The sequence below is a fragment of the Chryseobacterium sp. C2(2020) genome, assembly GCF_014218915.1.
GTDB classification, from domain to species: Bacteria; Bacteroidota; Bacteroidia; order Flavobacteriales; family Weeksellaceae; genus Chryseobacterium; species Chryseobacterium mucoviscidosis.
On record NZ_JACLCT010000028.1, the window covers coordinates 18,350 to 43,062 of the forward strand.

16 protein-coding genes and 2 pseudogenes are annotated in these 24,713 nt (G+C 37.2%); 15 read left to right on the plus strand and 3 right to left on the minus strand.

Features of this window, described 5'->3' with window-relative positions:
- Positions 1–133 precede the first annotated feature (133 nt).
- From H6W52_RS15170 to H6W52_RS15225, 11 genes and pseudogenes are all read left to right on the plus strand, one after another.
- Positions 134–4,561 (plus strand): annotated as a pseudogene (locus H6W52_RS15170) (CusA/CzcA family heavy metal efflux RND transporter).
- Between the two features lie 4 nt (positions 4,562–4,565).
- Positions 4,566–5,705, plus strand: a complete 1,140-nt coding sequence (locus H6W52_RS15180) for an efflux RND transporter periplasmic adaptor subunit (protein WP_116099599.1) — start codon at positions 4,566–4,568, stop codon at positions 5,703–5,705.
- Positions 5,706–6,384: 679 nt separating this feature from the next.
- Entirely contained in the window at positions 6,385–6,750 is a 366-nt protein-coding gene (locus tag H6W52_RS15185; protein WP_228457589.1) for a hypothetical protein, read from the plus strand.
- Between the two features lie 75 nt (positions 6,751–6,825).
- Positions 6,826–7,269, plus strand: coding sequence for a thioredoxin family protein (locus tag H6W52_RS15190; protein ID WP_116099597.1), 444 nt, complete (start codon positions 6,826–6,828; stop codon positions 7,267–7,269).
- 10 nt (positions 7,270–7,279) lie between these two features.
- Positions 7,280–8,206, plus strand: coding sequence for an FAD:protein FMN transferase (locus H6W52_RS15195; protein WP_116099614.1), 927 nt, complete (start codon positions 7,280–7,282; stop codon positions 8,204–8,206).
- 250 nt (positions 8,207–8,456) lie between these two features.
- On the plus strand, positions 8,457–8,660 hold the full coding sequence (locus tag H6W52_RS15200) for a DUF4266 domain-containing protein (protein ID WP_087711541.1): 204 nt from the start codon (positions 8,457–8,459) through the stop codon (positions 8,658–8,660).
- Between the two features lie 35 nt (positions 8,661–8,695).
- Entirely contained in the window at positions 8,696–9,886 is a 1,191-nt protein-coding gene (locus tag H6W52_RS15205; protein ID WP_116099596.1) for a DUF3570 domain-containing protein, read from the plus strand.
- Between the two features lie 70 nt (positions 9,887–9,956).
- A complete protein-coding gene (locus tag H6W52_RS15210) occupies positions 9,957–10,652 on the plus strand; it encodes a VIT family protein (RefSeq protein WP_087711121.1) in 696 nt (231 codons plus the stop codon).
- A gap of 312 nt (positions 10,653–10,964) precedes the next feature.
- On the plus strand, positions 10,965–13,748 hold the full coding sequence (locus H6W52_RS15215) for a SusC/RagA family TonB-linked outer membrane protein (RefSeq protein ID WP_116099595.1): 2,784 nt from the start codon (positions 10,965–10,967) through the stop codon (positions 13,746–13,748).
- A gap of 11 nt (positions 13,749–13,759) precedes the next feature.
- The gene (locus H6W52_RS15220) at positions 13,760–15,172 is read left to right on the plus strand and encodes a RagB/SusD family nutrient uptake outer membrane protein (RefSeq protein ID WP_087711117.1); all 1,413 of its coding nucleotides are present in this window, start codon (positions 13,760–13,762) and stop codon (positions 15,170–15,172) included.
- A 544-nt stretch (positions 15,173–15,716) separates the two neighbouring features.
- Positions 15,717–16,880, plus strand: a complete 1,164-nt coding sequence (locus H6W52_RS15225; RefSeq protein ID WP_087711115.1) for a cytochrome-c peroxidase — start codon at positions 15,717–15,719, stop codon at positions 16,878–16,880.
- A gap of 194 nt (positions 16,881–17,074) precedes the next feature.
- Here H6W52_RS15225 and H6W52_RS15230 read toward each other — a convergent pair whose 3' ends face one another.
- Positions 17,075–17,419: a MerR family transcriptional regulator gene (locus tag H6W52_RS15230; protein WP_076392608.1), complete on the minus strand. Its 345-nt coding sequence runs from the start codon at positions 17,417–17,419 to the stop codon at positions 17,075–17,077.
- Between the two features lie 166 nt (positions 17,420–17,585).
- Between H6W52_RS15230 and H6W52_RS15235 the strand changes: the two genes are divergently transcribed.
- Positions 17,586–18,467 carry an AraC family transcriptional regulator gene (locus tag H6W52_RS15235; protein WP_116099874.1) on the plus strand — a complete coding sequence of 294 codons (882 nt, stop codon included), beginning with the start codon at positions 17,586–17,588 and terminating at the stop codon, positions 18,465–18,467.
- A 71-nt stretch (positions 18,468–18,538) separates the two neighbouring features.
- Here H6W52_RS15235 and ccoG read toward each other — a convergent pair whose 3' ends face one another.
- On the minus strand, positions 18,539–19,981 hold the full coding sequence (ccoG, locus tag H6W52_RS15240; protein ID WP_116099875.1) for a cytochrome c oxidase accessory protein CcoG: 1,443 nt from the start codon (positions 19,979–19,981) through the stop codon (positions 18,539–18,541).
- A gap of 262 nt (positions 19,982–20,243) precedes the next feature.
- Here ccoG and H6W52_RS15245 point away from each other — a divergent pair, with 262 nt between their 5' ends.
- The gene (locus tag H6W52_RS15245) at positions 20,244–21,137 is read left to right on the plus strand and encodes an SMP-30/gluconolactonase/LRE family protein (RefSeq protein WP_116099876.1); all 894 of its coding nucleotides are present in this window, start codon (positions 20,244–20,246) and stop codon (positions 21,135–21,137) included.
- A gap of 69 nt (positions 21,138–21,206) precedes the next feature.
- Here H6W52_RS15245 and H6W52_RS15250 read toward each other — a convergent pair whose 3' ends face one another.
- Complete coding sequence (locus H6W52_RS15250; RefSeq protein ID WP_116099877.1) at positions 21,207–22,514, minus strand: DEAD/DEAH box helicase; 1,308 nt, start codon at positions 22,512–22,514, stop codon at positions 21,207–21,209.
- Positions 22,515–22,879: 365 nt separating this feature from the next.
- On the opposite strand from H6W52_RS15250, the pseudogene H6W52_RS21460 reads away from it, so the two are divergent.
- Both H6W52_RS21460 and H6W52_RS15255 read left to right on the plus strand, forming a co-directional pair.
- A pseudogene (locus tag H6W52_RS21460) lies at positions 22,880–22,930 on the plus strand (hypothetical protein); the annotation flags it as partial.
- Positions 22,931–23,026: 96 nt separating this feature from the next.
- Positions 23,027–24,709: a site-specific DNA-methyltransferase gene (locus H6W52_RS15255; protein WP_241277932.1), complete on the plus strand. Its 1,683-nt coding sequence runs from the start codon at positions 23,027–23,029 to the stop codon at positions 24,707–24,709.
- The last annotated feature ends 4 nt before the right edge of the window (positions 24,710–24,713 follow it).

The following is a 24,713-nucleotide window of genomic DNA, read 5'->3' on the forward strand; positions in this document are numbered from 1 at the left end:
TTAAAACAGGCATTAATTGGTATCAGACCATTATTATTTATTCATAAGCATTTGCTAGAATAGTAAATTCAAATAGAGATATTTATCTATAACCTAGTTATCTATCATCTGCTAATAAGCTCAACAAAACATTATGCTTACAAAAATCATTGAGTTTTCTGTAAAGAACAAACTCATCATTGCGCTGTTGATTTTGGGATTGATAGGCATTGGTTCCTATCAGGTCACCAAACTTCCGATCGACGCCGTTCCCGATATTACCAACAATCAGGTTCAGGTCATCACCATTGCTCCTTCGTTTGGAGCAACAGACATCGAAAGACTTGTGACATTTCCCATAGAACAGGCGAACAATAACATTTCAGGATTAAAAGAGATCCGCAGTTTTTCACGATTCGGTTTATCGCTCGTTACCATCGTTTTCGAGGATGACGTCGATGTATACTGGGCAAGACAGCAGGTTGCAGAAAGGCTGCAGCAGGTTCAGAGCCAGATTCCGCAGGGAATCGGAACCCCCGAATTAGGTCCTATTTCCACAGGTTTAGGCGAAATTTTCCAGTACGTGATCCGTCCCGAAAAAGGCTACGAGAAAAAATACGACATTACAGAACTTCGCACCATTCAGGACTGGATCGTGAGAAGACAGCTTCTCGGTGTAAAAGGCGTTGCCGAAGTCAGCAGTTTCGGAGGAAAATTAAAACAATACGAAATTGCCGTCAATCCCGATAGATTAAACGCTTACGGAATCACCATCAACGATGTTTTTGATGCATTAAACACCAATAACCAAAACACAGGAGGAGCGTATATCGAAAAAGGTCCTACCGTTTTATACATCCGAAGCGAAGGTCTCATCGGAAATATCGAAGACATTAAAAATATAGCGATTGCTTCCAAAACCAATGAAATTCCGCTGTTTATAAGAGATGTGGCAGACGTGAAAACCAGCTTTGCCACAAGATACGGTGCAATGACGTTCAACGATCAGGGAGAAGTTTCCGGAGCAGTGGTGATGATGCTGAAAGGCGAAAACAGCAATCAGGTCATTAAAAACGTAAAAGAAAAAATTGCCCAGATACAGAAAACCCTTCCGAAAGGAGTAGTAATAGAACCATTTCTGGATCGTACCAAAATGGTAAACAACGCCATAGGAACCGTAGAGAAAAATCTTACAGAAGGCGCATTAATCGTTGTTTTTGTACTGGTCTTATTCCTCGGAAATGTACGCGCAGGATTGCTCGTGGCTTCCGTAATTCCGCTCGCAATGCTTTTTGCCATTTGTATGATGAATCTTTTTGGAGTCAGCGGAAACCTGATGAGTCTCGGTGCATTGGACTTTGGTCTGATAATCGACGGTGCAGTCATTATTGTAGAATCCGTCCTGCATCAGTTCAGTCATAATTCAAAATTCAAAAAAATATTCTCCGTTGGAAAAGAAGAAATGGACATCATTGTTATCGATTCTGCCGGAAAGATGATGAACAGTGCCGTTTTTGGTCAGATCATTATCCTTATTGTTTATCTTCCCATTCTTACCTTACAGGGAATTGAAGGGAAAATGTTCAAGCCAATGGCTCAGACTGTAGCTTTCGCTTTATTAGGCGCATTTTTATTGTCGCTAACTTACATTCCGATGATGAGCTCTTTGCTGTTGAGAAAAAGAAATTCAAAGCCAACCTTATCAGACCGGATGATGAAAAAAGTAGAGAAACTCTATCTGAAAACACTGCTTAAAATCTTAAGAGTTCCGAAAATGGTATTCTCCATCGTGGCTGTACTTTTCGTATTGGCAATTTTCATTCTCAGCAGAATGGGAGGAGAATTTATTCCTTCCCTTGAAGAAGGAGATTTTGCCGTAGAAACCAGAGTTTTGCCGGGAAGTAATCTGAATACAACCATTGAAAGTACACAGAAGGCAGCTCATATTCTGAAATCAAGATTTCCTGAAGTACAAAAAGTCGTAACAAAAATCGGAAGCGGCGAAGTTCCTACAGATCCGATGCCGATGGATGCCGCCGATTTAATGGTGATTCTGAAAGATAAAAAAGAATGGACTTCTGCCTCTACATTCCCTGAATTGGCAGAAAAAATGACCAAAGAACTGCAGGATGTTCCCGGTGTAACGGTAAGTTTCCAGTTTCCGGTGCAGATGCGTTTCAATGAACTGATGACGGGAGCAAGACAGGATGTCGTGGTGAAGATTTTCGGAGATGATCTGGACGTTCTTTCTCAGAATGCCCAGAAACTGGGGAAAATAATCGAAACTGTAGACGGAGCTCAGAATCTTTACATCGAGCCGATTGCAGGAATGCCACAGGTAACCATAGAATACAACCGTCCTGTTATTGCACAATATCACTTATCCATTTCAGATATCAACCGGATTGTGAATGCTGCATTCGCAGGTCAGAGTACAGGTCTCGTTTTCGAAGGCGAAAAACGTTTCGATATGGTCGTTCGTCTCGATTCCAAAGTTCGTAAAAATGTGGATGATATTAAAAATCTGCTCGTTCCGACTCCTTTTGGTAACCAGATTCCGCTTTCCCAGCTTGCAAAAGTTGAAGTAAAAAACGGACCTAACCAAATCCAGAGAGAAAATGCACAACGCAGAATTGTCGTTGGATTTAACATCAAAGGAAGAGACGTTCAGAGCATCGTGGAAGAACTTCAGACTAAAGTCAACAAAGAGATAAAACTTCCGACAGGTTATTATATGACTTACGGAGGTTCTTTTGAAAACCTGAACAATGCAAAACAGCGTCTGATGATTGCCGTTCCGGTTGCTTTGGCGCTTATTTTTGTGATGTTGTTTTTAGCATTCGGCTCGGTGAAAGAAAGTCTGCTGATTTACACCGCAATTCCACTGTCAATTATTGGCGGCGTATTTCTTCTGGCTTTGAGAGGAATGCCTTTCAGCATCAGTGCAGGAGTAGGGTTCATCGCCCTTTTCGGAGTGGCTGTTCTCAACGGGATCGTTCTCATTTCAGAATTCAACAGATTATACAAAAGTGGAATCCGGAATATCGTAAGAATTGTAATTGATGGCGGAGAATCCAGACTTCGTCCGGTTCTGATGACGGCTTTCGTGGCATCTTTAGGATTTATTCCGATGGCATTAAGCAACGGAGCCGGAGCGGAAGTTCAGCGTCCGTTGGCAACCGTGGTGATCGGAGGTCTGCTCGTTGCAACCTTTCTTACCCTTTTTGTACTGCCGCTTCTTTATGTAACCATTGAAAAAGGATTTAAAATGAAATCGCCATCATTTGGAAAACGCAAACGCCTATGAAGAAAACGCGATTACATATGACCTTTAAAAAACAATAAATATCTACATATGAAAAATAATCACAAAAATATAACGGCTGTATTCATTTTGCTGTTCAGCTTTGCAGGATTCGGAGTGAAAGCGCAAACGCCAATCAATCTTCAGACTGCGATCAATACCGCACTGGAAAACAACAGAAATCTTAAAAACGAAAAGCTGAAATCGGAATATTCTAAAGCTTTGATAAAATCGGCTAATGACATTCCGCAGACTGGTGTAACGTTCGATTACGGACAGATCAACAGTGCATACAACGATATGAAATTTGGCGTTTCCCAGAATATTGCTTTTCCGACAGTGTATAAAAAGCAGAAAAATGTATACACCGAAGAATGGAAAAAATCTTTGCTGAATGTTTCCCTGAAAGAATATGAACTTAAAAAAGCAGTCAGCCTTACCTTTTACAACATTCTGTACTGGAAAGAAAAAGAAAAACTGCTGAATGAAATCCTGAAACTGTACACCGACTTTTCAGACAAAGCGAGCCTTAGACTGAAAGCAGGGGAGAGCAATATTCTGGAAAAAACAACCGCTTCCAGCCAGAAATCGGCGATAGAAATTCAGTTAAAACAATTGCAGCAGGAATTAGCCGTTTTAAAGATCCAGTTTCAGTGGCTTTTGAATACGGAGACAGATTTCATTCCCGAAGATTCAAAATCGTTTGCCAATTCTTTAAACGAAAAACTGGCGGATCATCCTTTGGTTAAAATCTGGGAACAGCAGAAAAATATTTCCACAGAACAGATCGCACTGGAAAAAGCGAAAATGCTTCCCGGTCTGCAATTGGCGTACAATCTGAACAGTTTTAAAGGATTAGGACCGGATGATAAACTCTACAATGCAACACCCCAGTTTCATTCGGTTCAGGTCGGTGTTTCGCTTCCGATATTTTCAGGAGGTCAGAAAGCGAGAATTGAAGCTGCAAAAGTTGCGCAGTCTGTTGCAGAAAGTGAACTGAAAAACGCGGAATTCAACCTTCAGAATCAGCTTAGAAAAGCCAGAGAAATCTATCAGTCCAATCTGGAAATTGTTTCAAAATATGAAAGTTCCGACCTTAAAAATGCAGATGTCATTACCGAAACGGCAAAAAGACAGTTTATCGGCGGAGAAATCAATTACCTCGAATTTGTGATCCTCGTGAATCAGGCGGTACAGCTTAAAAACAATTACACCGATGCAGTCTGGAAACTTAACCAAAGTGCCATTGAACTGGAATACCTTACTTTAAATCCGTAAAAAAATGAAATCAATTTCAATATATACCTTATTAATCAGCTTTTTTGTATTCATTCAATGTAAAAAAGAAGAAGCTCCGAAGCAGGAAAAAAGCCTCCCGAAAGACGAAAATGTAGTGACTTTAACCGATGCACAGTTAAGAAATGCACCGATAGAAACAACCACACTTTCGTTACAGAATATCGGTTCAACCCTGAAATTAAACGGAATGATCGATGTTCCGCCGCAAAATCTGGTTTCAGTAAGCATTCCGCTTGGCGGTTATCTGAAATCCAGCAATCTTCTTCCGGGAATGCCGGTTTCCAGAGGTCAGGTGATTGCCGTGATCGAAAATCCGCAATTCATTCAGCTTCAGCAGGATTATTTAATGGCAAGATCCAAAGCACATTTTGCAGAACTGGATTATAACCGTCAGAAAACCCTGAACCAAAGTCAGGCAAGCAGCGACAAAGCGATGCAGCTCGCTCAGTCTGAAATGAACAGCCAGAGAATTTTAATGAATTCATTGGCACAGCAGCTCAGACTCATCAATATCAATCCTGAATCTTTAAAATCGGGAAACATTACGAAAAGCGTTCCGGTGTACAGCTCAATCAATGGTTTTGTAAGCAAAGTGAATGTGAATATCGGGAAATATGTAAATCCTTCGGATGTGCTTTTTGAGCTCATCAATCCCGATGACATTCACCTGAATCTTAAAGTTTACGAAAAAGATCTGGAAAACCTGAAAAAAGGACAGCGTTTTGCAGCGTACACCAATGCAGATCCGGGCAAAAAATATTACGGGGAAATCCTTCTCATCAGCAAAGATATCAGTCAGGGCGGCTTGGCGGAAGTTCACTGCCATTTCGATAAATACGATCACAGTCTCGTTCCGGGAATGTATATGAACGCCGAAATTGAAACCAGCACCTCTTTTTCCAATGCGGTTTCGGAAGAAAGCATCGTGAATTTTGAAGGCAAAGACTTTGTGTTTGTTGAGGTTAAAAAGCAGACGTACCGATTGACTCCGGTGACTTTAGGCGAAACGGAAAACGGTTTTATCCAGATTCTCAATTCTGATGATTTTAAGAATAAAAAGATCGTGACCAAAAATGCCTATACGCTTTTGATGAAACTTAAAAATACGGAGGAAGAAGAATAAAATATTAAGTTTAAAGTAATTTGATATAATCAATCGTCAGTTAAATATATAGAGTCTGTTTAAACTTTTTATTTAACCGCAAAAGTAAAAAAGATGAAGTGAAATTTTGAAGTAGCTTAGAGTAAAATAGCTTTGCTCCTTTAGGTGCAGAATCTGTGTAGAAACAAGAATAAGTGTATCAATCAATCCGTAGGATTGATATCTGTAATACGATAAATGTTCTAAAGATAGCGTTCCTACGGAACGCCGAACGTACTGCTAATATGATTTCTACACAGATAAAACTCCATAGAGTTTTCTAAAATTTTGCTTTAAACAACTTTAATTTAAGAGCTTATTTAATATTGCTAAATAAAAGTTTTATAGATTTTCTTAATTTTCTAAATTAAATAAACTCGTTTATTCTTAAATTTAATATTAAGAATTTCAGGTAGTTAAGTTGATTGTAATGAATTAATCAATAAATTGATTTTTATTAAGTTTTTTAAGCTTAAAAGCCTTAATTCTCTTAATGGTAAAAATAAAATCTAAGCAGCCTCTAAACAAATTTATAATTTAAACAATAAACTAAAGCTGAACAATTTATTGAATATTTTAGCGTTATAATCAGGATTAATTTAAAATCATTCTTAACAGAAGATTTTATACCTTTGATTAGGTGAAAAAGTTGGTTTCCATATTGTTACTATCCTTATTCTTGGTTTCTACAACCGAGCTGTATCAGCTTTTGAAGATTCCTACTCTGGTGGAACATTACTGGGAACATAAACAGCTTAATCCGGAAATGCCACTGATTGCGTTTTTCAGAGCACATTACGATCATCCTGCAAAAGACGGAGATTACGGTAAAGACAGAAAACTGCCGTTTGTAATTCATTCTGCACCGCTGAATTTGGTTTTTACGATCAATCCGGGCTTTTATTTTGAAACAAAAACGGAAAATTTCCGCTTACGGAAATCGCATAAGATTCCTTCAAAGGACGAAGATTTCTGCTACAAAGGATTCGCAGGATCAGTCTGGGAACCGCCGAAATCATTTTCTTAATCCATTTACAATCTGATTATATCATAATCAGAACACATCATTTATTCTAAAAAATCATTATAACATTTTACAGTAATGAAAACAATAGTATCAGCCATTCTTATGGTTGTATTTTCCTTTGGTTTCCACGCACAAAACAGACTGGAAATCGCAAAAAAAACGGCAGCAGAAAACAAAGAACTTATTCTGCTTAATTTTTCCGGTTCAGACTGGTGTATTCCGTGCATCAAGCTTCATAAAAACATCATTGAAACAGAAGATTTCAAAAAACTGGATTCCGATAAAGTGATCGTTTATATCAATGCCGATTTCCCGAGAAATAAGAAAAATCAGCTTTCTGCGGATCTCAAAAAAGAAAATGCTTCTCTTGCCGATGCATACAATAAAAAAGGCTTGTTTCCGTACACCCTTTTATTAAATTCCGAAGGGAAAATTCTGAAAAGCTGGGAAGGACTGCCTTCAGAAAATGCACTGGCTTTCAGTAAAGAAATCAGAGAAATCAGAGAAAAACAAAAATAACAGAAAAGAGATGCTTAGAGAATTCAAAAGACCTCAAAAACTAATGGGGAACGCTTTTGAAATTACCGTTGTAAGTAATGATGAAAAATCCGCTTACGATCATATTGACGCCGCTATTGATGAAATCCGGAGAATCGAAAAACTGCTGACAACCTTCAGCGATGATAGTCAGACCAATCTCATCAACAGAAATGCAGGAATAAAGCCTGTACAAGTAGACCGCGAGATTTTCGACCTCATTGAAAGAAGCTTACGAATCAGCAGAATTACAGACGGTTACTTCGATATTTCTTACGGCGGAATCGATAAAAGTTTCTGGAATTTCGACCGTGAAATGAAAGAACTTCCCAATCCTGAAAAAATAAAAGATCATCTGAAACTCGTTAATTATCAGAATATTATTCTCGATCGCGACAGTCAGACCGTTTTCCTCAAAGAAAAAGGAATGCGCATCGGTTTTGGAGGAATCGGGAAAGGATATGCCGCAGAAATGGCAAAAAGAATTCTTCAGGAAAGAAATGTACATTCCGGAATTGTAAATGCTTCGGGCGATTTAACGACTTGGGGAAATCAGGCGGACGGAAAACCCTGGACTGTAGGAATCGCCGATCCCGACAATGCAAAACAGCCTTTTTCTTATATGAATATTACGGATATGGCGGTCGCAACTTCAGGAAATTACGAGAAATTCGTGGTCATCAATGGTAAAAAATATTCTCATACCATCAATCCCAAAACAGGAATGCCGGTTTCGGGCGTAAAAAGTGTTACCATTTTTTGTCCCAATGCAGAAATTGCCGACGCAATGGCGACTCCCGTCAGTATTATGGGAATCGATGCCGCACTCGGTATGATTAATCAGATCAATCATCTGGAGTGTATCATCATCGACGATGAGGATAGAATTTATTCATCTCAAAACATTAATTTAAAATAAAATGCTTTGTTATCAGAACAAAATTGAGTTAAATAAACACACATTATCTGATTCAGAGTAAGGCAATTAAATCAACTTTAAAAACAAATCAATACAAATGACAGACCTTATAAAAAACAGTCAGAAGCTTTTCGGATATTTATTTGGGCAGCTTTCACCGTCTTCCACTCCCGCTTTTTTGCTCGTTCCTCACAAAAAGAGCTCCGTTCAAGCCGGGCTGCGAAGATTCAACGCTTTAAATTACAGAACAATTGCTGTTCTTTCGATATTGACAATTCCGTTTTTGAATTCCTGTACCACCGTAAAAGAATACGAAAAAAATAAACTCAACGATGCCGAAATGGTGCTCGGAAACCGAACAATTGAAAAGACCGAACTGAGCTTTCAGTCTTACAGAGAAGGTTCTTCAGGAGCAAATGCCGGAAAAGTGGGCGGTGGTTGCGGATGCAATTAAGAAAAGAGAATGGTAAAAATTTAATGTGATCTACAATGAAAAAAATAATCATAAGTGTTGTTGCTCTTTTCGGAATTTTTAATGCAAAAGCACAGGAAAACACAAATAACGAACAGCCCAAAAAGCTGACTTTTGATGAAGCTAATTTAGTTTCTAGTTACTACAAACAGGACGGAAACAATTCTGCCGTTACAGGAGGAATCGGTTCAGAAAAACTGACCGATGTTTCCAACACGATTGATGTAACGATGGTAAAATACGATAAAAAAGACCGCAAAAATAAATTCAATGTAAGTGTCGGGATCGATCATTATACTTCCGCATCTTCGGATATGATTGATCTGAAAGCCAATTCATCGGCTTCCCATGCAGACAACAGAATTTATCCGGCATTAAGCTGGAGCCGCGAAAATACCGAAAAAGGAACGACTTTAATGGCAGGAGTTTCTACCTCTTTCGAATTCGATTATGCATCTTACGGTGCAAACATCGGGTTTTCTCAAAAAACAGCGAATAGAATGGGAGAGTTCACGGCGAAATTTCAGGCATATCTCGATCAGGTAAAACTCATTGCTCCTATTGAATTGAGAACCAACGGAAGCACAGGCGGCGAACACGAAAACTACGGAACCAGCGGAAGAAATACCTTTGCTTTCTCTCTGGCGTACTCACAGATCATCAATCAGAATTTTCAGGTTGAATTTCTGGCAGATGGAGTTCAGCAGACCGGATATTTAAGTTTACCTTTCCACAGGGTTTACTTTAATGATAAATCGGTTCATCAGGAAGCTTTGCCGGATAAAAGATTTAAAATTCCTTTGGGAGTAAGAGCCAATTATTTCTTGGGAGACAAAGTGATTCTGAGAGCGTATTACCGTTATTATACCGACGATTGGGGCTTGAAATCCAATACTTTCAGTCTGGAAACGCCTGTAAAGATTTCTCCGTTTGTTTCGGTAAGTCCTTTCTATCGTTACTATTCGCAGACTGCAGCTAAATATTTTGCGCCTTATCAGCAGCATACCGCTTTTGACGATTTCTACACCAGTAATTACGATCTGTCCAAATTCGACAGCCATTTTTATGGGGCAGGAATCAGAATCAGTCCGAAGAACGGTTTATTCGGCGTAGAAAGACTGAATATGCTGGAAATACGATACGGACATTACACAAAATCCATCGGAATGAAGTCTGATATTATTTCGTTAAATTTAAGGTTTAAATAAAAAATCAGTTTAATTTTGACTTGTTAACACATTTAGCAAGTCATTTTTTTTAACTTAAAAACTAAAGCATATGCATCATCAGTTGGAAAAACATTATGTAAACAGAGTAGGCTGGCTTCGTGCAGCGGTTTTGGGTGCGAATGACGGATTGTTATCAACCACAAGTATCGTTATTGGTGTTGCCGCTGCTTCACCGGACAGAAATACGATTGTCCTTGCCGCACTTGCCGGAATGATTGCAGGAGCCATGTCTATGGCTGCAGGCGAATATGTATCGGTAAGTTCGCAGGAAGATACCGAAAAAGCAGATCTCCTTCGCGAAAAACGTGAACTTGAAGAAATGCCCGAAGTTGAACTTCTGGAACTGGCTAAAATTTATGAAAAAAGAGGCGTAAGCAAAGAAATAGCTTTGAAAGTAGCTACAGAACTTACGGAACACGATGCTTTGGCAGCTCACGCTCATGACGAACTGGGAATTAATGAAATTACACAGGCAAAACCATTACAGGCAGCTTTGGCGTCATTCGGTTCTTTTGCTTTGGGAGCGTTACTGCCGTTTATCGTTTCACTGGTGGCTCCCTTAAAGGAAATGGTGTATTTTCAATATGGCTTTTCTATTATATTTCTGATGATTCTGGGCGCTATTTCAGCAAGAACAGGAGGCTCAAAAATAGGAATCGCCGTTCTCAGAATTTGTTTCTGGGGAACGGTTGCGATGGGAATTACGGCTTTAATAGGGCATCTTTTCGGGGTTACGGTAGCTTAAAAGAAAAAAAAAGATGAGGGTTGGATTTTTCCAGCCCTTTTTTTGATTTAAAAAATCAGAAAATTAAAAATATAGCCTCATCACTTTTATCAAGTAATTTGATTTTAGCGTATTCAGATTTAAAAATTAAATCATAGTTTTTGTACATTCAACCAAGATAATTCTGCTCTGAAATAAAGAGACTTAAGATGAAACATGATAATTTTCATGTTCTTTTATTGTAAAGTGTAAAACTTTTCACAGAATAATAATTATTTTTGCGTGTTAATTTTATTAATTCTAAATAAATTTAGTTTACACTTTGGCTCCCAAATGAAAAGAAAAATTGCAAGCGCTATACTGATATGTGGACTGACGTCTTTAAAAGCTCAGGATCTTAAGGCTGATAACGATTCGGTAAAAACCCAGATGATTACAGAAGTAATTGTAACATCCTCTTACGGAACAAAGAAGTTAAAGGAAGAGGTAGTGGGATCTATCGTGAGTTTAACCGAAAAAGATATTGTAACAACTCAGCCTTTTGAAAGCATTGATAAAATGATTATGGGACTTACGCCCGGGGTTCAGATTGTTAATAATACGGAATTGGGGAAAGCCGTAAACATCAATATCCGTGGTTTGGGAAGTATCATTTCATTGAACGGATTAACCGGTACATCAACACAGCCGCTGATTATTGTTGACGGAATTATCATCAGAGAAGATATGGCGTTTGATGCTTCGTATTTTAACGGAGGATCTATTGCTGAAATGAATATCAATCCTTTGGCAAGATTTAATTCAGATAATATTGAAAGCATCAATATCCTGAAAGATGCAGCTGCAGTAGCTTTGTATGGAGCAGAGTCTGCTAATGGGGTGATTCTCATTACGACCAAGAAGGGAAAGAAAGGAAAGCCTTCCTATACATTTAGTACGCAATACGGAGTTTCCCAAAGCATCAATAAAATTAAATATCTCAACGGGCAGCAGTACGCCCAGGTGTTCAGCGATTACAATAAAAATAACAGTGCCAACGGAACAGGCAGCTATGTCTGGAACGGAACAGATGTAGACTGGTTCGAGGTAATGAATGGAAACGGAGATTTTTTCCGAACCAATTTTACGGCCAGCGGAGGAGGAAAATATTTTAATTATCGGGTAGGGCTGGATTATTCAAAAAACAATGAGTCTAAAATTCTCAATTCGCTGGAAAAAAAAGGAATTGACGTTTCTTTGGGATTTAACTACAAAAAGCTGAAGATAAATCTTTACGCTGCCTATAACAATTTTTTTAAACAGCAGCCCAATACATATTTTAATTTTATACTGGCTCCGGACAGAGCGATATATCAGACAAACGGAGACTATGCACTTTCCGGAAATAACGGAGTTCCCAATCCTCTGGCTGCAGCCAATCAGAATATCCTGAATGTTGATAATAATTCTCTGCTTTCCAGTCTTAATGTCAGTTACGATTTGGCAAAAGGGCTAAAAATAAGCAGTCTATTCGGAGTGGATATATCCAAAAAAAATAATGTCGACTGGAAATCAGGACTTAACCAAAGCGGAATTTCAAATAATAATTATGGGAGAAGCCGTTTGTATATTTCAGATGCTTTTAACTGGAACTGGAGTGCCCACATTTCTTATGAGAAAAACTTCGCAGGAAAAAATCATATTGACGGTATTGCAGGTTTTGAACTTAGAAAGAATAAAGACTCTAAAACAGCTCATATAGGAAGCAATTTTTCCGATTACTCCACTTATCAGGAACCTATGATCGGAAAGACATACACCTATAGTTCGCTAACGCGCCAAAATACGGGGAGAAGTACTTTCGGACAGCTTAACTATGATTATGATAAAAAATACTTTCTTTCTGCCAGTATCAGAAGGGATGAAAGCTCCACTTTTGGTCCGGATACCAATGCCTCTACCAATGGTGCAATAGGAACCTCATGGGTTTTATCGAATGAAAATTTTCTTAAGTCCAATAATATCATCAGCTTCCTGAGGCTGCGTGCATCTTGGGGAATCACAGGAAATTCGAGAATAGGAAGTTACCGCTCTTCAGGGCTTTATACAGTTTCTCAAAACGGATTTATTTACGATTACGATTATGCATATCCTGAATCTTCATCGCCTCCCAACAGGCTTCTTTCGTGGGAAAAAAATGAAAAATGGAATATGGGTCTGGACTTCAGTTTTTTCAAAAAGGTAGATTTTACCGTTGAGGTTTTCCGGAATAATCTTTCAGATATTATTGTTTCAAGAGAAGTTCCGCTGGAGACAGGATATTCTTCAGCAGAAATTAACGGTGCGGCAATGTACAACAAAGGGTTTGAAATTTCTATGCGCGGAAACTGGATCTCCAACAAAAATTTCAGATGGAATACTTCATTCAATATTTCAAAGGTTGAAAATAAAGTTACGGATATGCTGGGTTTGGAAGATAGCTTTTCCAGTGCATCACTAGCCAGAGCCCAAAAAATCGGAGCGTCAACATCGGCAATCTGGGGATATCAGTGGCTCGCAATAAATCCGGCAAACGGACAGGATATGTTTTTGGTAAACGGAGAAGTGAAAGATGCCAATCAGTTCACGCCGGATTCTTCTACTTATACAATCATTGGAAATTCTCAACCGGATTTTATCGGCGGTTTCAGTAATTCTTTAAGCTATAAAAGATTCACGCTGTCTTTTCTCGTTAATTTTGAAATAGGAGGAGATGTTTTGGTACAGGGTGAACTGATAGATAAATACAGTATTCTTTTCAACAGGAACATGAGTGTAAATGCACTTGATTATTGGAAAAATCCCGGAGATAATGCCCTGAATCATAAACCTACAAGCAAGGCAACTATTGCCAACAGCAGCAAATATGTTTATGATAATACCTTTGTGAAACTTCAGAACATCAGCCTTAATTATCAGCTTCCTGTTAATGTCATTAAAAAAAGTTTTATAAAATCTGCAAGTATATTTATGGACTGTACCAATGTGCTGTACTGGTACAGACAAAAATCGCCGGAAGGAAGAAATGGCATCAGAGAGTTCAGATATTTATATCCGGAAATGAGAACATTCAGCTTTGGATTCAAAGTTAATTTTTAATTATCAGCATTATGAAAAAAACAATTTTTACCATTATATTCTTAATCAGTTTATCGTCATGCAGAGATTTTCTTTATAACGAACCGGTTGAGAGTGTTTCTATCAATGAGCAGCTCGGAACAAAAACCGGAATGCTCGAATCTTTAAACGGAGCCTATTATCAGCTAAGATCCACCTATTTTCTGGAACCGGCTATTACTTACGGAGACCTGTTGTCTGGTAATTTCAAATTTTCTCCGGCTACATCCGGGAATATTTCAATAGATTCCCAAGTTTCCAATATATATCAGTTTGATGATCAGAAGACAGAAAGTGATCTAGCCTATTTCTACAGCAATATGTATCAGCTTATTAATAATGTGAATCTTATTCTGCAGTATGCAGACAATTTAACAGATGCAACCCTTTCTGAAATAAGCGAAATAAAAGCGGAAGCATTGGGAATGAGAGCTTTTGCGCATTTTCAGTTGTATAAATATTACGCTCAGAATTACAGCTACACAGCAGATGCCTCTCACCTCGGAATCGTTTATAACTTAAAACCGCTGAAAGTGGGAGTAGACTATCCGTCCAGAAAAACCGCAGCAGAAACATTTGTTCTGTTGGAAAATGACGTTGAGCAGGCTCTATCACTTTTTCAGTCCGAAAAAGCAATTCCGGCAGGATTAAAGAAAAACTTTCTCACCGCAAATGCGGTTAAACTGTTAGCTTCAGAAATTGCCCTTTGGAAAGGAGACTGGCAAAAAGCCATTAATTACAGTAATGATTTGATTACAAATTCTTCATACACTCTTACTCCAGGCAACGAAATGGCGGATAATTGGGCTGTCTCGGAATCTATCTTTGAACTTGCCAATGACAGTAATAATGATTTTCCTGCTTCACAGCTCTATAACTTTATAAGTTCCGGAAGCAAATCCAGCTATGTAGCTTCTCATGATGTTTACAACCTATTTTCTTCTTCAGATAAAAGAAAAACTCTTTTTGAAACCAAAAATCTTGCAACAAAGATTTCGGGAGTATCGGTATCTCTTCCTTACCACTTTACAAGAAAATATAAAATAAAAACCGGTAGTTTAATCTATCGTCTCACGCTGGCTTATTTTATTCGGGCAGAAGCAGCATTTCATGCAGGAAATAATATACAGGCACTTAATGATATCAATACCATTAGAAACAGGGCAGGACTCACAAGTCTTACCAATATCTCTCTCGATGCCATTCTCGAAGAAAAAAGAAAAGAATTTATTTTTGAGAATCAGTATTTCTTTGATCTGATGAGAAATCATAAAAATATTGTGAGAAATGATGGCTGTATATCCTTAAACTGTAATCCTGCCTATCCCAATAATAAATTTGTAGCTCCTATTCCTCAGGCAACAATAAGTGTTAATTCTGCTATGCAGCAGAATCCGGGATATTAAATAACGGTTTTTTTTAGAGCCTTTCTCATATTCTGTTAGACGTTGAAACGGTTGTCCAAAATTTTTTATATCAGGAAAAAACAGATGAACTTTACAGCGACAGTAAGAATCATGATGAAAACTTGTTTAAACTAATTTCAGAATTAACCGCAAAAGGGACAAAAGAAAATGTTAAAGCGAGTTTCCAGAATAATCAAAGCGCTCAAAAGAATAAAAATCAAAGATTTTTAAAAACTATTGTGAGCTTTTTCATTTATAATGATCAGCTTTAAATAAAAAAATAGTAGATCTTTTGTGACTTTTGAGGTTAAATAAAAGTTTAAGCTAAGCAGACTTTTAATAAAAATAAACAGAAGAAATATTTTAATTCATCAATTTTCAATGTTACTTTAAACGTTATTTATTCAGGAAAGAACTGCTTTTAAAATTAAAATTAAAAATCTAAAAAGATTTATATTATTAAAAATTACCTACGCAAAATTAAACTTAAGGTGGAAATATCACCGTTTATAATCATTAATTTTGCTTAAAATTATCAGGAAAAATGAAGAATGCATTGAGTTGGACATTAATTGTATGTGTAAGTATTTTCTTACTTAATAATTGTAAAACCACGCTACATAAAGATATTTCTCAGGATCAGTCATTTATCAGCAAAATCAGAAAGCTGTATTCCTCCGGAGATCCTTCTTTGTGGCCGAAGCCCGAGCTTAACGAACTTGCTGTTCCTCATTTTTCAGAAATCGGGCACCTTCCCAAAGTTAAGTTTCCTGAAAATAATCCCTATTCTAAAGAAAAAGTCCTCCTCGGAAAAACACTTTTTTATGATCCCAGACTTTCCGGTTCCAACCAGATTGCCTGTGCTTCCTGTCATGATCCGGAACTGGGATGGACGGATAACAAAACACAGTCTTTTGGCCATGACCGACAGTTGGGAACCAGAAACGCTATGACCATTATGAACATCGCATTTGCGAAATCATTATTCTGGGACGGAAGAGCTGAAAGCATAGAACAGCAGTCTCAGATGCCCATACAGGATCATAAAGAAATGAATGAGCATATTGATATTGCAACAGACAAGATTGCAAAAATTAAAGGATATGAATCGCTTTTTGAAAGAGCATTCGGTACCAAAACCGTTACAAAAGAAAAGATTGCAATGGCAATAGCTACTTTTGAGAGAACATTAATGAGCCCTCAGACAAAATTTGATAAATTCATTGATGGTCAGTCAGATGCATTTACAGATGACGAGGTTGCCGGAATGCATCTTTTCAGGACAAAAGGACAATGCATGAACTGTCATAATTCAGGATATTTTTCCAATAATCAGTTTGAGAATGACGGAACCGGTCTTCTGGGATCCAGACAGGAAGATTTGGGAAGATATAAAGTAACCGGTGATCCTTCGGATGCAGGGAAATTCAGAGTGCCTACTTTGCGGGAGATCACCAGAACAGGTCCCTGGATGCATAACGGAGCTTTTGGTACTTTAAGAGATGTATTGACATTTTACAATGGAGGAAATCCGGAGCCGCCTAAAAAAAGAGCAACTGTACACAATGGAGTACAGTTGGTTTCGAAAAAATCGGCGATGCTGAAACCTTTACATTTAACCGAGAAAGAAATAAGTCAGATAGAAGCATTTCTAGCTACCCTGAGTACAAGAACTCAAAGATTGGTTCCTCCCGGCTTACCCAAATAATTTAACTGAATTTATAAATGTGAGCTTTTATAATTATTACAAACTATTGAATATCTTTATTTTTTGATAATCACTTTTTAATGGTTGTGAAATATCATCAGGACAAGTTTGGAGCTTATCTCCAAAAAAATGATATTTCAAAATAAATAATGAGCTACTCATAAAGTAGCTTTTATTGTAATTTTAAAATTCAATTATTCCTCATCCCTCTCCGCCAAAGACTCCTTCAGTTTCAGCAGTTCAGCCTTCACAAATTCCAGCCTGTCGATGATGGTGATGGTTTCGGAGATCTTGCTGTTGGTGGTTAATGCGATTTTGGCACCGTCCAAAGTATAGCCCTTTTCTTTTACGAGATGATAAATGATCTGAAGATTTTTAATGTCTTCCGGAGTGAAATACCGGTTGCCTTTTTTGTTCTTTTTAGGCTTAATGATAGGGAATTCCTGTTCCCAATAACGTATTAATGAAGTATTTACATCAAAAGCTTTCGCTACTTCTCCTATTGAATAATACAGTTTATCAGGTAAATTTATCTTCATTTTTAGAATCGTAATGGTCAAAGATAAAAATTTTTTAAATCCCACAGCAAATTAAGAGGGCAAAAGTTCTTTTTTTACTTTGTAAATCAGGGGATAAAAGTCATTTTTATAGTACAGGAAGTTTTATTGTTTTTGTTATTTTTGAAGGATAAAAATTTCTAAAAAATTGAACTCTATCTCTGTCCTGCATATCAATCTTTTTCAACCGGGTAAAAACACTTCGGATTTTTATTTTAACCGAATGAAAGAACATCTGGTTTTGGGACATAGGCATATTGAAAAACCGCACCGTCATGATTTTTATGCCACGATTCTCTTTACCAAAGGAAGCGGAACACATGAAATCGATTTTCAGAAATATGATGTTTCGGCGGGAAGCTTATTTTTTATGTCTCCGGGACAGATTCACAGTTGGGAACTTTCTGAGGATATCGACGGATATATTTTTTTCTGCTCACAGGACTTTTATGAAATGCATTACGTCAATCAGAAGCTCAGAAGTTTTCCCTTTTTCGGATCGGTAAATTTCCCCAGAAAATTACAGCTTACTGAAACGGAACTAACGGAAAATAATCACCTTTTTAGTGCGCTGGAAAAAGAATATCAGCTTCAAAACGTGATGAAAGATGGTTTTATTCTTTCACTGATGTCACAGATTTTCATTCAGGCAACAAGAGCTTTTTCAAAAGAGCTGGGAAAAGAAAATTCTGAGGTTAACATTTCTTATTTTAAACACTATCAACAGTTTGAAAATCTTATTGAAGAGCATTTTGCAAAAGAAAAATCCGTTGCCTTCTATGCTTCTCTACTGGAAATTTCATCCAAACATTTAAACAGAATTACCAGAACTGTCGTTCAGAAGACAGCGACTGATGTTATTACAGAAAGGATAATTCTGGAAGCCAAAAGAATGCTTATGTATCTTGATGAAAGCCTTACGGAAATTGCGTTCCGTCTTGGTTTCGAAGAATATTCCTATTTTGTGAGAGTCTTCCGTAAAACTTCCGGCATGACTCCCACGCAATTTATTAAAAAATATAAAGCTTAATTTTTGTTGATGGTATGAAATTAACTCCAACAAACTTCTCTCTAAAACACTCAAACACTCAAACTAAATACCTACAATACCAATTGAAAAGGACCTTCAAATACGGTTTCGAAAGAATCTACCAGATTTCCTTTTTCATCAAAGACGCCAATCGTCATATTCTGTTTCGAAAATCGGATTTCTTTTTCAGGGAAAGAAATATTGATATTTCCTTTTAAGATCTGATCTCCTTTCAATATGATTTTTTCATTGCCAAAGAAATTGATTTCTGCATTTTTAGGATTCAAGACTTTTATGGTGAGTGTTTTCTTTTCGTTGGATTTGTTTAAAAGCGTATAAATAAAAGTATTGGTAATTTTTCCGTTTTTAATGAAAAATGTTGATCCTGCCGGTTTTATGAATTTCGCTTCCATAGAACCTCTGTCGTACATCAGAAATCCTAAAAACCCGATCAGTAAACTTAAAATTACCGTTGTTGCCTTCATTCTTCCGGTAAATTTGAATTTTTCCTGATTTTCAATTTCCGCTTCTGTGGCATAACGGATCAGTCCTTTCGGAAGACCTACTTTTACCATAATTTCATCACACGCATCAATACATGCGGTGCAGTTTACGCATTCCAGTTGCTGTCCGTTTCGGATGTCAATTCCTGTAGGACAGACAACGACACATTGATTACAGTCTATACAATCTCCTTTTCCGACGGCTTTTCGGTCTTCGTCTTTTTTCCATTTGGAGCGGTTTTCACCTCTTTTAAAATCATAATAAACGTTGATGGTCTGTTTGTCGATTAAAACGCCCTGCAATCTTCCGTACGGACAAACCAGAGTACAAACCTGCTCTCTCAGCCAAGAAAAAACAAAATAGAAAACCGCAGTGAAAGAGATCATCGCAAGAAACTTCAAAGGATTTTCTGCGGGACCTTCGATAATGATTCTGAAAACTTCTTCATAACCGACAATATACATGAACATGAAATTCGTAATCACCACAGAAAGAACGGCGTAAACAGACCATTTGGTGAGCCTTTTTCTTATTTTTTCGCTGTTCCATTCCTGTCGGTCGAGCTTTATCTGTTTATTACGGTCGCCCTCGATCCAGTATTCTATTTTCCGGAAAACCCCTTCCATAAAAATGGTCTGCGGACAAAGCCAGCCACAGAAAATCCTTCCGAAAACAACGGTGAAAAGCATCACAAAAATAACAGAAGTAACGGCTCCAAGTGCTAAAATGAAAAAATCCTGTAGATAAAACGGCTGTCCGAAAATAAAAAATTTCCTGTCGATAACATTCAATAAAAGAAAAGGATTGTGGTTGATTTTCACAAAAGGTAAAGTGAAAAATATCGCTAAAAGCAAATAAGTTACATAATCTCTGTAGTTGGTAAATTTTCCTTTGGGTTTTCTCGGATAGACCCATTTTCTTTTTCCGGTTTCGTCCATTGTTCCTACGGAATTCCGGAAGCTTTCCTCATAAAGTTCCGGAGCCTGAAAATTGCTGTTCTGTGTATTCATCTTTTTGATTTGATCTGAAAGCTGGCTGAAATCATTTAATAAAGTTTAAATGCTCATTTCCAGATATTTTTAACTAAAATCCTATAGTGTTTTTCACTGATACAAAGCTCTGCAATAATTGTTTCCTGAACTAATATGATCTGCTTCTGAAATAGTACAATTCGGACATTTTGGATTTGGTTTTTATTTAATCAAAAAGAGAAAATAAACTTTGAATCTCATTTTACATATCGTAAATTGCCTGCTTTAAAAATTGTGCGGAATGAAAAATATTTTAAAAACCGGCTCGCTTGGTTTGATTTTAGCAGTATATAGCTGTCAATCAGTAAATACCACTAAAATGTTTTATGAAGATGTAAAGCCCGAGAAAGTTTCGGATCAATTCAGTTTTACCGAAGGTCCTTCCTCGGATAAAGAAGGGAATGTGTACTTCACGGATCAGCCGAATGATAAGATTTATTATTGGGACTGGAAAACCAATAAAGTGATTGAGTTCATGAATAAAACGGGAAGAGCCAACGGAACACATTTCGATAAAGATGATAATTTAATCACCTGTTCCGATGATCAGGGTGAAATCTGGAAAATTTCAAAAGATAAAAAAGTACAGGTTCTGCTGAAAGGCTTTGAAGGAAAAAGACTGAACGGACCGAATGATGTCTGGAATGACGAGTTTGGCGGAATGTATTTTACCGATCCTCTGTATGTACGAGATTACTGGGTGAATTTTAAGCAGGAAACTCCGCATAAAAGTTTATACTACAGAAATAAAGACGGACAGATTTCCAAACTTGAAACCTTTACACAGCCGAATGGAGTGGTAGGAAGCGAAAAATTCAGAAAATTGTATGTTTCGGATATTGATGCCGGAAAAACATATGTTTATGATATTTTGGGCGAAGGAAAATTATCCGAGAAAAAACTTTTCTGCGAAATGGGTTCCGACGGAATGACGTTAGACAAGCACGGAAATCTTTATTTGACAGGAAAAGGAGTTCATGTATTCAACAGAGATGGGAAGAAGATTTATCATATTCCCATCGAAGAAGACTGGACTTCTAACGTGACTTTCGGAGGGAAAAATAACGAAGTTCTGTTCATCACCGCTTCAAAATCTGTTTATACTTTACCGACACGGGTAAGAGGAGTGAGATAAATTTAAGGTTGAGGTTTAGATAAGCGTTGTGTTTTAATCTCAGCCTTAATCTAAACCTTAACCTCAATCTTAATACGCCACTTCCATTTTCACTTTCTTGCCCTTCAGTTTTTCATTGGCAAGTTTTTTCAGCAGTGCGTTGACTTTATTTCTCGATACGGCAACATAAGAAGTTGTGTCTTTTACTTCGATCAAGCCGACATCTTCTTTCTGGAGTTCTCCTTTTTTCAGCAGATAGCCAACAATATCCACTTTATTCACTTTGTCTTTTTTTCCGGCACTGATGTACACGGTCTGGAAAGGCGTTTTTTCCGGCACTCTGGTAAATCCGGCAACGCTGTCTTCCGGTGTATTATTTTTGATGAAAGGGAAATTTTCATCTTCCGTCATAATAAGATAGGCAAAACCTTTCGCGTTCATTCTTGCTGTACGACCGTTTCTGTGGATAAAAGCATCTTCTTTCGGCGGTAACTGATAATGAACGATCGATTCTACTTCCGGAACATCTAATCCTCTTGCAGCCAGATCGGTAGTGATTAAAATTCTTGCAGAATCGTTTCTGAATTTCAGCAGGGCGCGTTCTCTTTCATCCTGTTCCATTCCTCCATGGAAGGTTTCTCTGTCGATTCCTTTCTGGCGGAGAAGCTCTGAAATCCGGTCAACTGCTTCTCGGTGATTGCAGAAAATTAAAGTTCTTTTGTTCCCGATTTTACAGATTAAATTGAATAACGTATCCAGCTTTTCTTCCGGCGTAGTCATTACTTTTTTAAACTGAATGTCGGGTTTTGCTTCGCTCAGCTTTAAAAAATCAATAATCTTTTCATCTTTTAATCCGGTAAATGCAGGAATTTCGTCCATTGCTGTTGCGGAAGTTAAAATTCTCTGAGACAATCCTTTCAATGAATTGGAAATAAACTCCATATCATCATGAAAACCAAGCTCAAGTGCTTTGTCAAACTCGTCCAGAACCAGCGTTTGGATGGTTTTCGGATCAAAATTATTATTTCTCAGATGATAAACCACTCTTCCCGGTGTTCCGATTAATACAGCCGGAGCTTCAATCAGGTTGTTTACCTCAATTTTTTTGTCGTGACCGCCATAACACACGGAAACTTTGAAATCTGTTCCCATCGCTTTAAAAACCTGCTCGATCTGTAAAGCCAGTTCTCGCGCCGGAACCAGAACAAGAGCCTGAATTCCAGAACTGTTTTTCTTTAAATTTCTCAGCACAGGAAATAAAAAAGCCAGTGTTTTTCCCGAACCGGTAGGAGAGAGCAGAACAACATCCTGATTGTTTTCTGTTGCTTTGTATGTAGATTTCTGCATCTGATTCATGTCCTGAATCTGCAGTTTTTCGTAGATAGATTCTAATTCCATGGTGCAAAGATAGTTATTTCGCGGCTGAGGAATATTGCTGTTTGATGATGGTTTGATATTTTAGGATATTTTTCTTAATAATAAAAGATGTGGAGAAAATTCAGAAGCTTAAAATGATATTTCAAACTTATTGGAATTACGGAAATCCGTAATGTGGAAGCTTAAGGAGATGATAAATTTGGCTCAATAAATTAATCACCATGAAACTCTATCAAACTCTTGAAAATCAAATTAAAAAGGAGCCTAATTACGTTTCCGACAACGGAGAAGTTAAAAAATGGGTCGTTCTCAGCAAAGCACAGAATCTGGATGAAGAATTAATTGAACTGCTTCTGGAAGATCCGGATCTGAAGGAAAGTTTTTTCATTAAGGTAAAAGATGTTCTGGTCTTTAAGCAAACTCTGTTTATCCAGTTTCTGGAGCAGAAAAATTATCTTAACGACAGCTATACCCAGTTTAAAAATAAGGTTGGACTCACCATTGGAAATCAATACTTAAAGCAGAGGAATGAAGTGTCCTTAGTTTGGCCTTTTAAGGATTGTGTTCTGGAAGGCGGACAAAGCCGGGAAGAGGATAAAAGGGAAGAAATCTTTTTCAATGAAACATTGGCGCAGGACGAAATTACCGAACTGTTCGATCCCAAAGTCTTAACCAACGCCAAAAGAATTGACCAAAACGGTGAAAATAATTTTGATAAATTCAATCGCAATGAAAACGGAACGATTACCGATAATCTGATTATCAAAGGAAATAATCTTTTAGCGCTTCATTCCCTGAAAAAAGAATTTGCCGGTAAAGTAAAGCTGATTTATATTGATCCGCCTTACAATACGGGGAATGACGGGTTTAAATATAATGATAGATTCAATCATTCTTCCTGGCTGACTTTTGTTAAAAACAGGTTAGAAATTGCTAAAAAGTTATTGACAGAAGATGGTGTTATTCTTGTGCAGTGTGATCATCATGAAATGGGATATTTAAATATTCTTTTAGATGAAGTTTTTGGTAACGAAAATAAAATTCAGCAAATAGCAATAAAAGTAGCTTCTGCATCAGGCTTTAAAGCTGTTAATCCTGGTCCAATTGATGTACTCGAAAATATCTTTTTTTATTCAAAAAATAAGAAAGCTGTAAAATTTAAAAAAAATTATGTTGTTACGGGTTATCACAAAAATTATAATCAATATTTAGACAATAGTGATTCAAATTTCGAAAATTGGAAATTAATTCCATTGAAAGAAAAGGTTATTCAAGAAAATGGATATAAAAATGAAAAAGAATTAAAAAATAAATTAGGTAAAAATTATTTATTATTCTTACAGCAAATGATAGAAGATTATGCATATCAAAATTGTAACAATATTGTGAGTGTAAGAGATTTACATAAACCCACGCAATTAATAAAAAAATTACAAGACAAATCTAAAATAGATAGAAATCGGATATTTGTATATGATAAGCAAGATGGAGAAAAAACTTATATCATAAATGGAGGTGCTTTAGCATTTTATTCGTCAAAAATTAGAGAAATTGATGGAGAAATGAAAGTTACAGAGTTATTAACTAATTTTTGGAATCATATTTCTTGGGCTGGAATTGCAAACGAAGGTGGAGTCAAATTAAAAAATGGTAAAAAACCGGAAAAGCTTCTAAAACAAATATTGGAGCTCAATACTAATGAAAATGATATTGTCTTGGATTACCACCTCGGAAGCGGTACAACAGCAGCCGTTGCCCACAAAATGAAAAGACAATATATTGGAATTGAACAGCTAAATTATGATGAAAATGACAGTGTTGTTCGATTACAAAATGTAATTCAAGGAGATAAGACAGGCATTTCCAAATCCGTCAACTGGCAAGGCGGCGGTTCCTTCATTTATCTTGAACTAAAAAAATACAACCAGATTTTTATTGAAAAAATAGAAGCTGCGGAAGACACAGCAGAACTTCTTCAGATTTGGGAAGAAATGAAATCCAGATCCTTTCTTAATTATAATGTAGATCTCAAAAAACAGGAGCAACATCTCGATGATTTCAAAGCGTTAAGCCTGAAAGAACAGAAACGGCATCTTTGCGAACTGCTGGATAAAAACCAGCTCTACGTTAATCTTTCTTCTTTGAATGATGAAAATTTCAAATGTACTGAAGAGGAGAAAATAGTGACTCAAGATTTCTATAAAATTAAAAACTGAAACC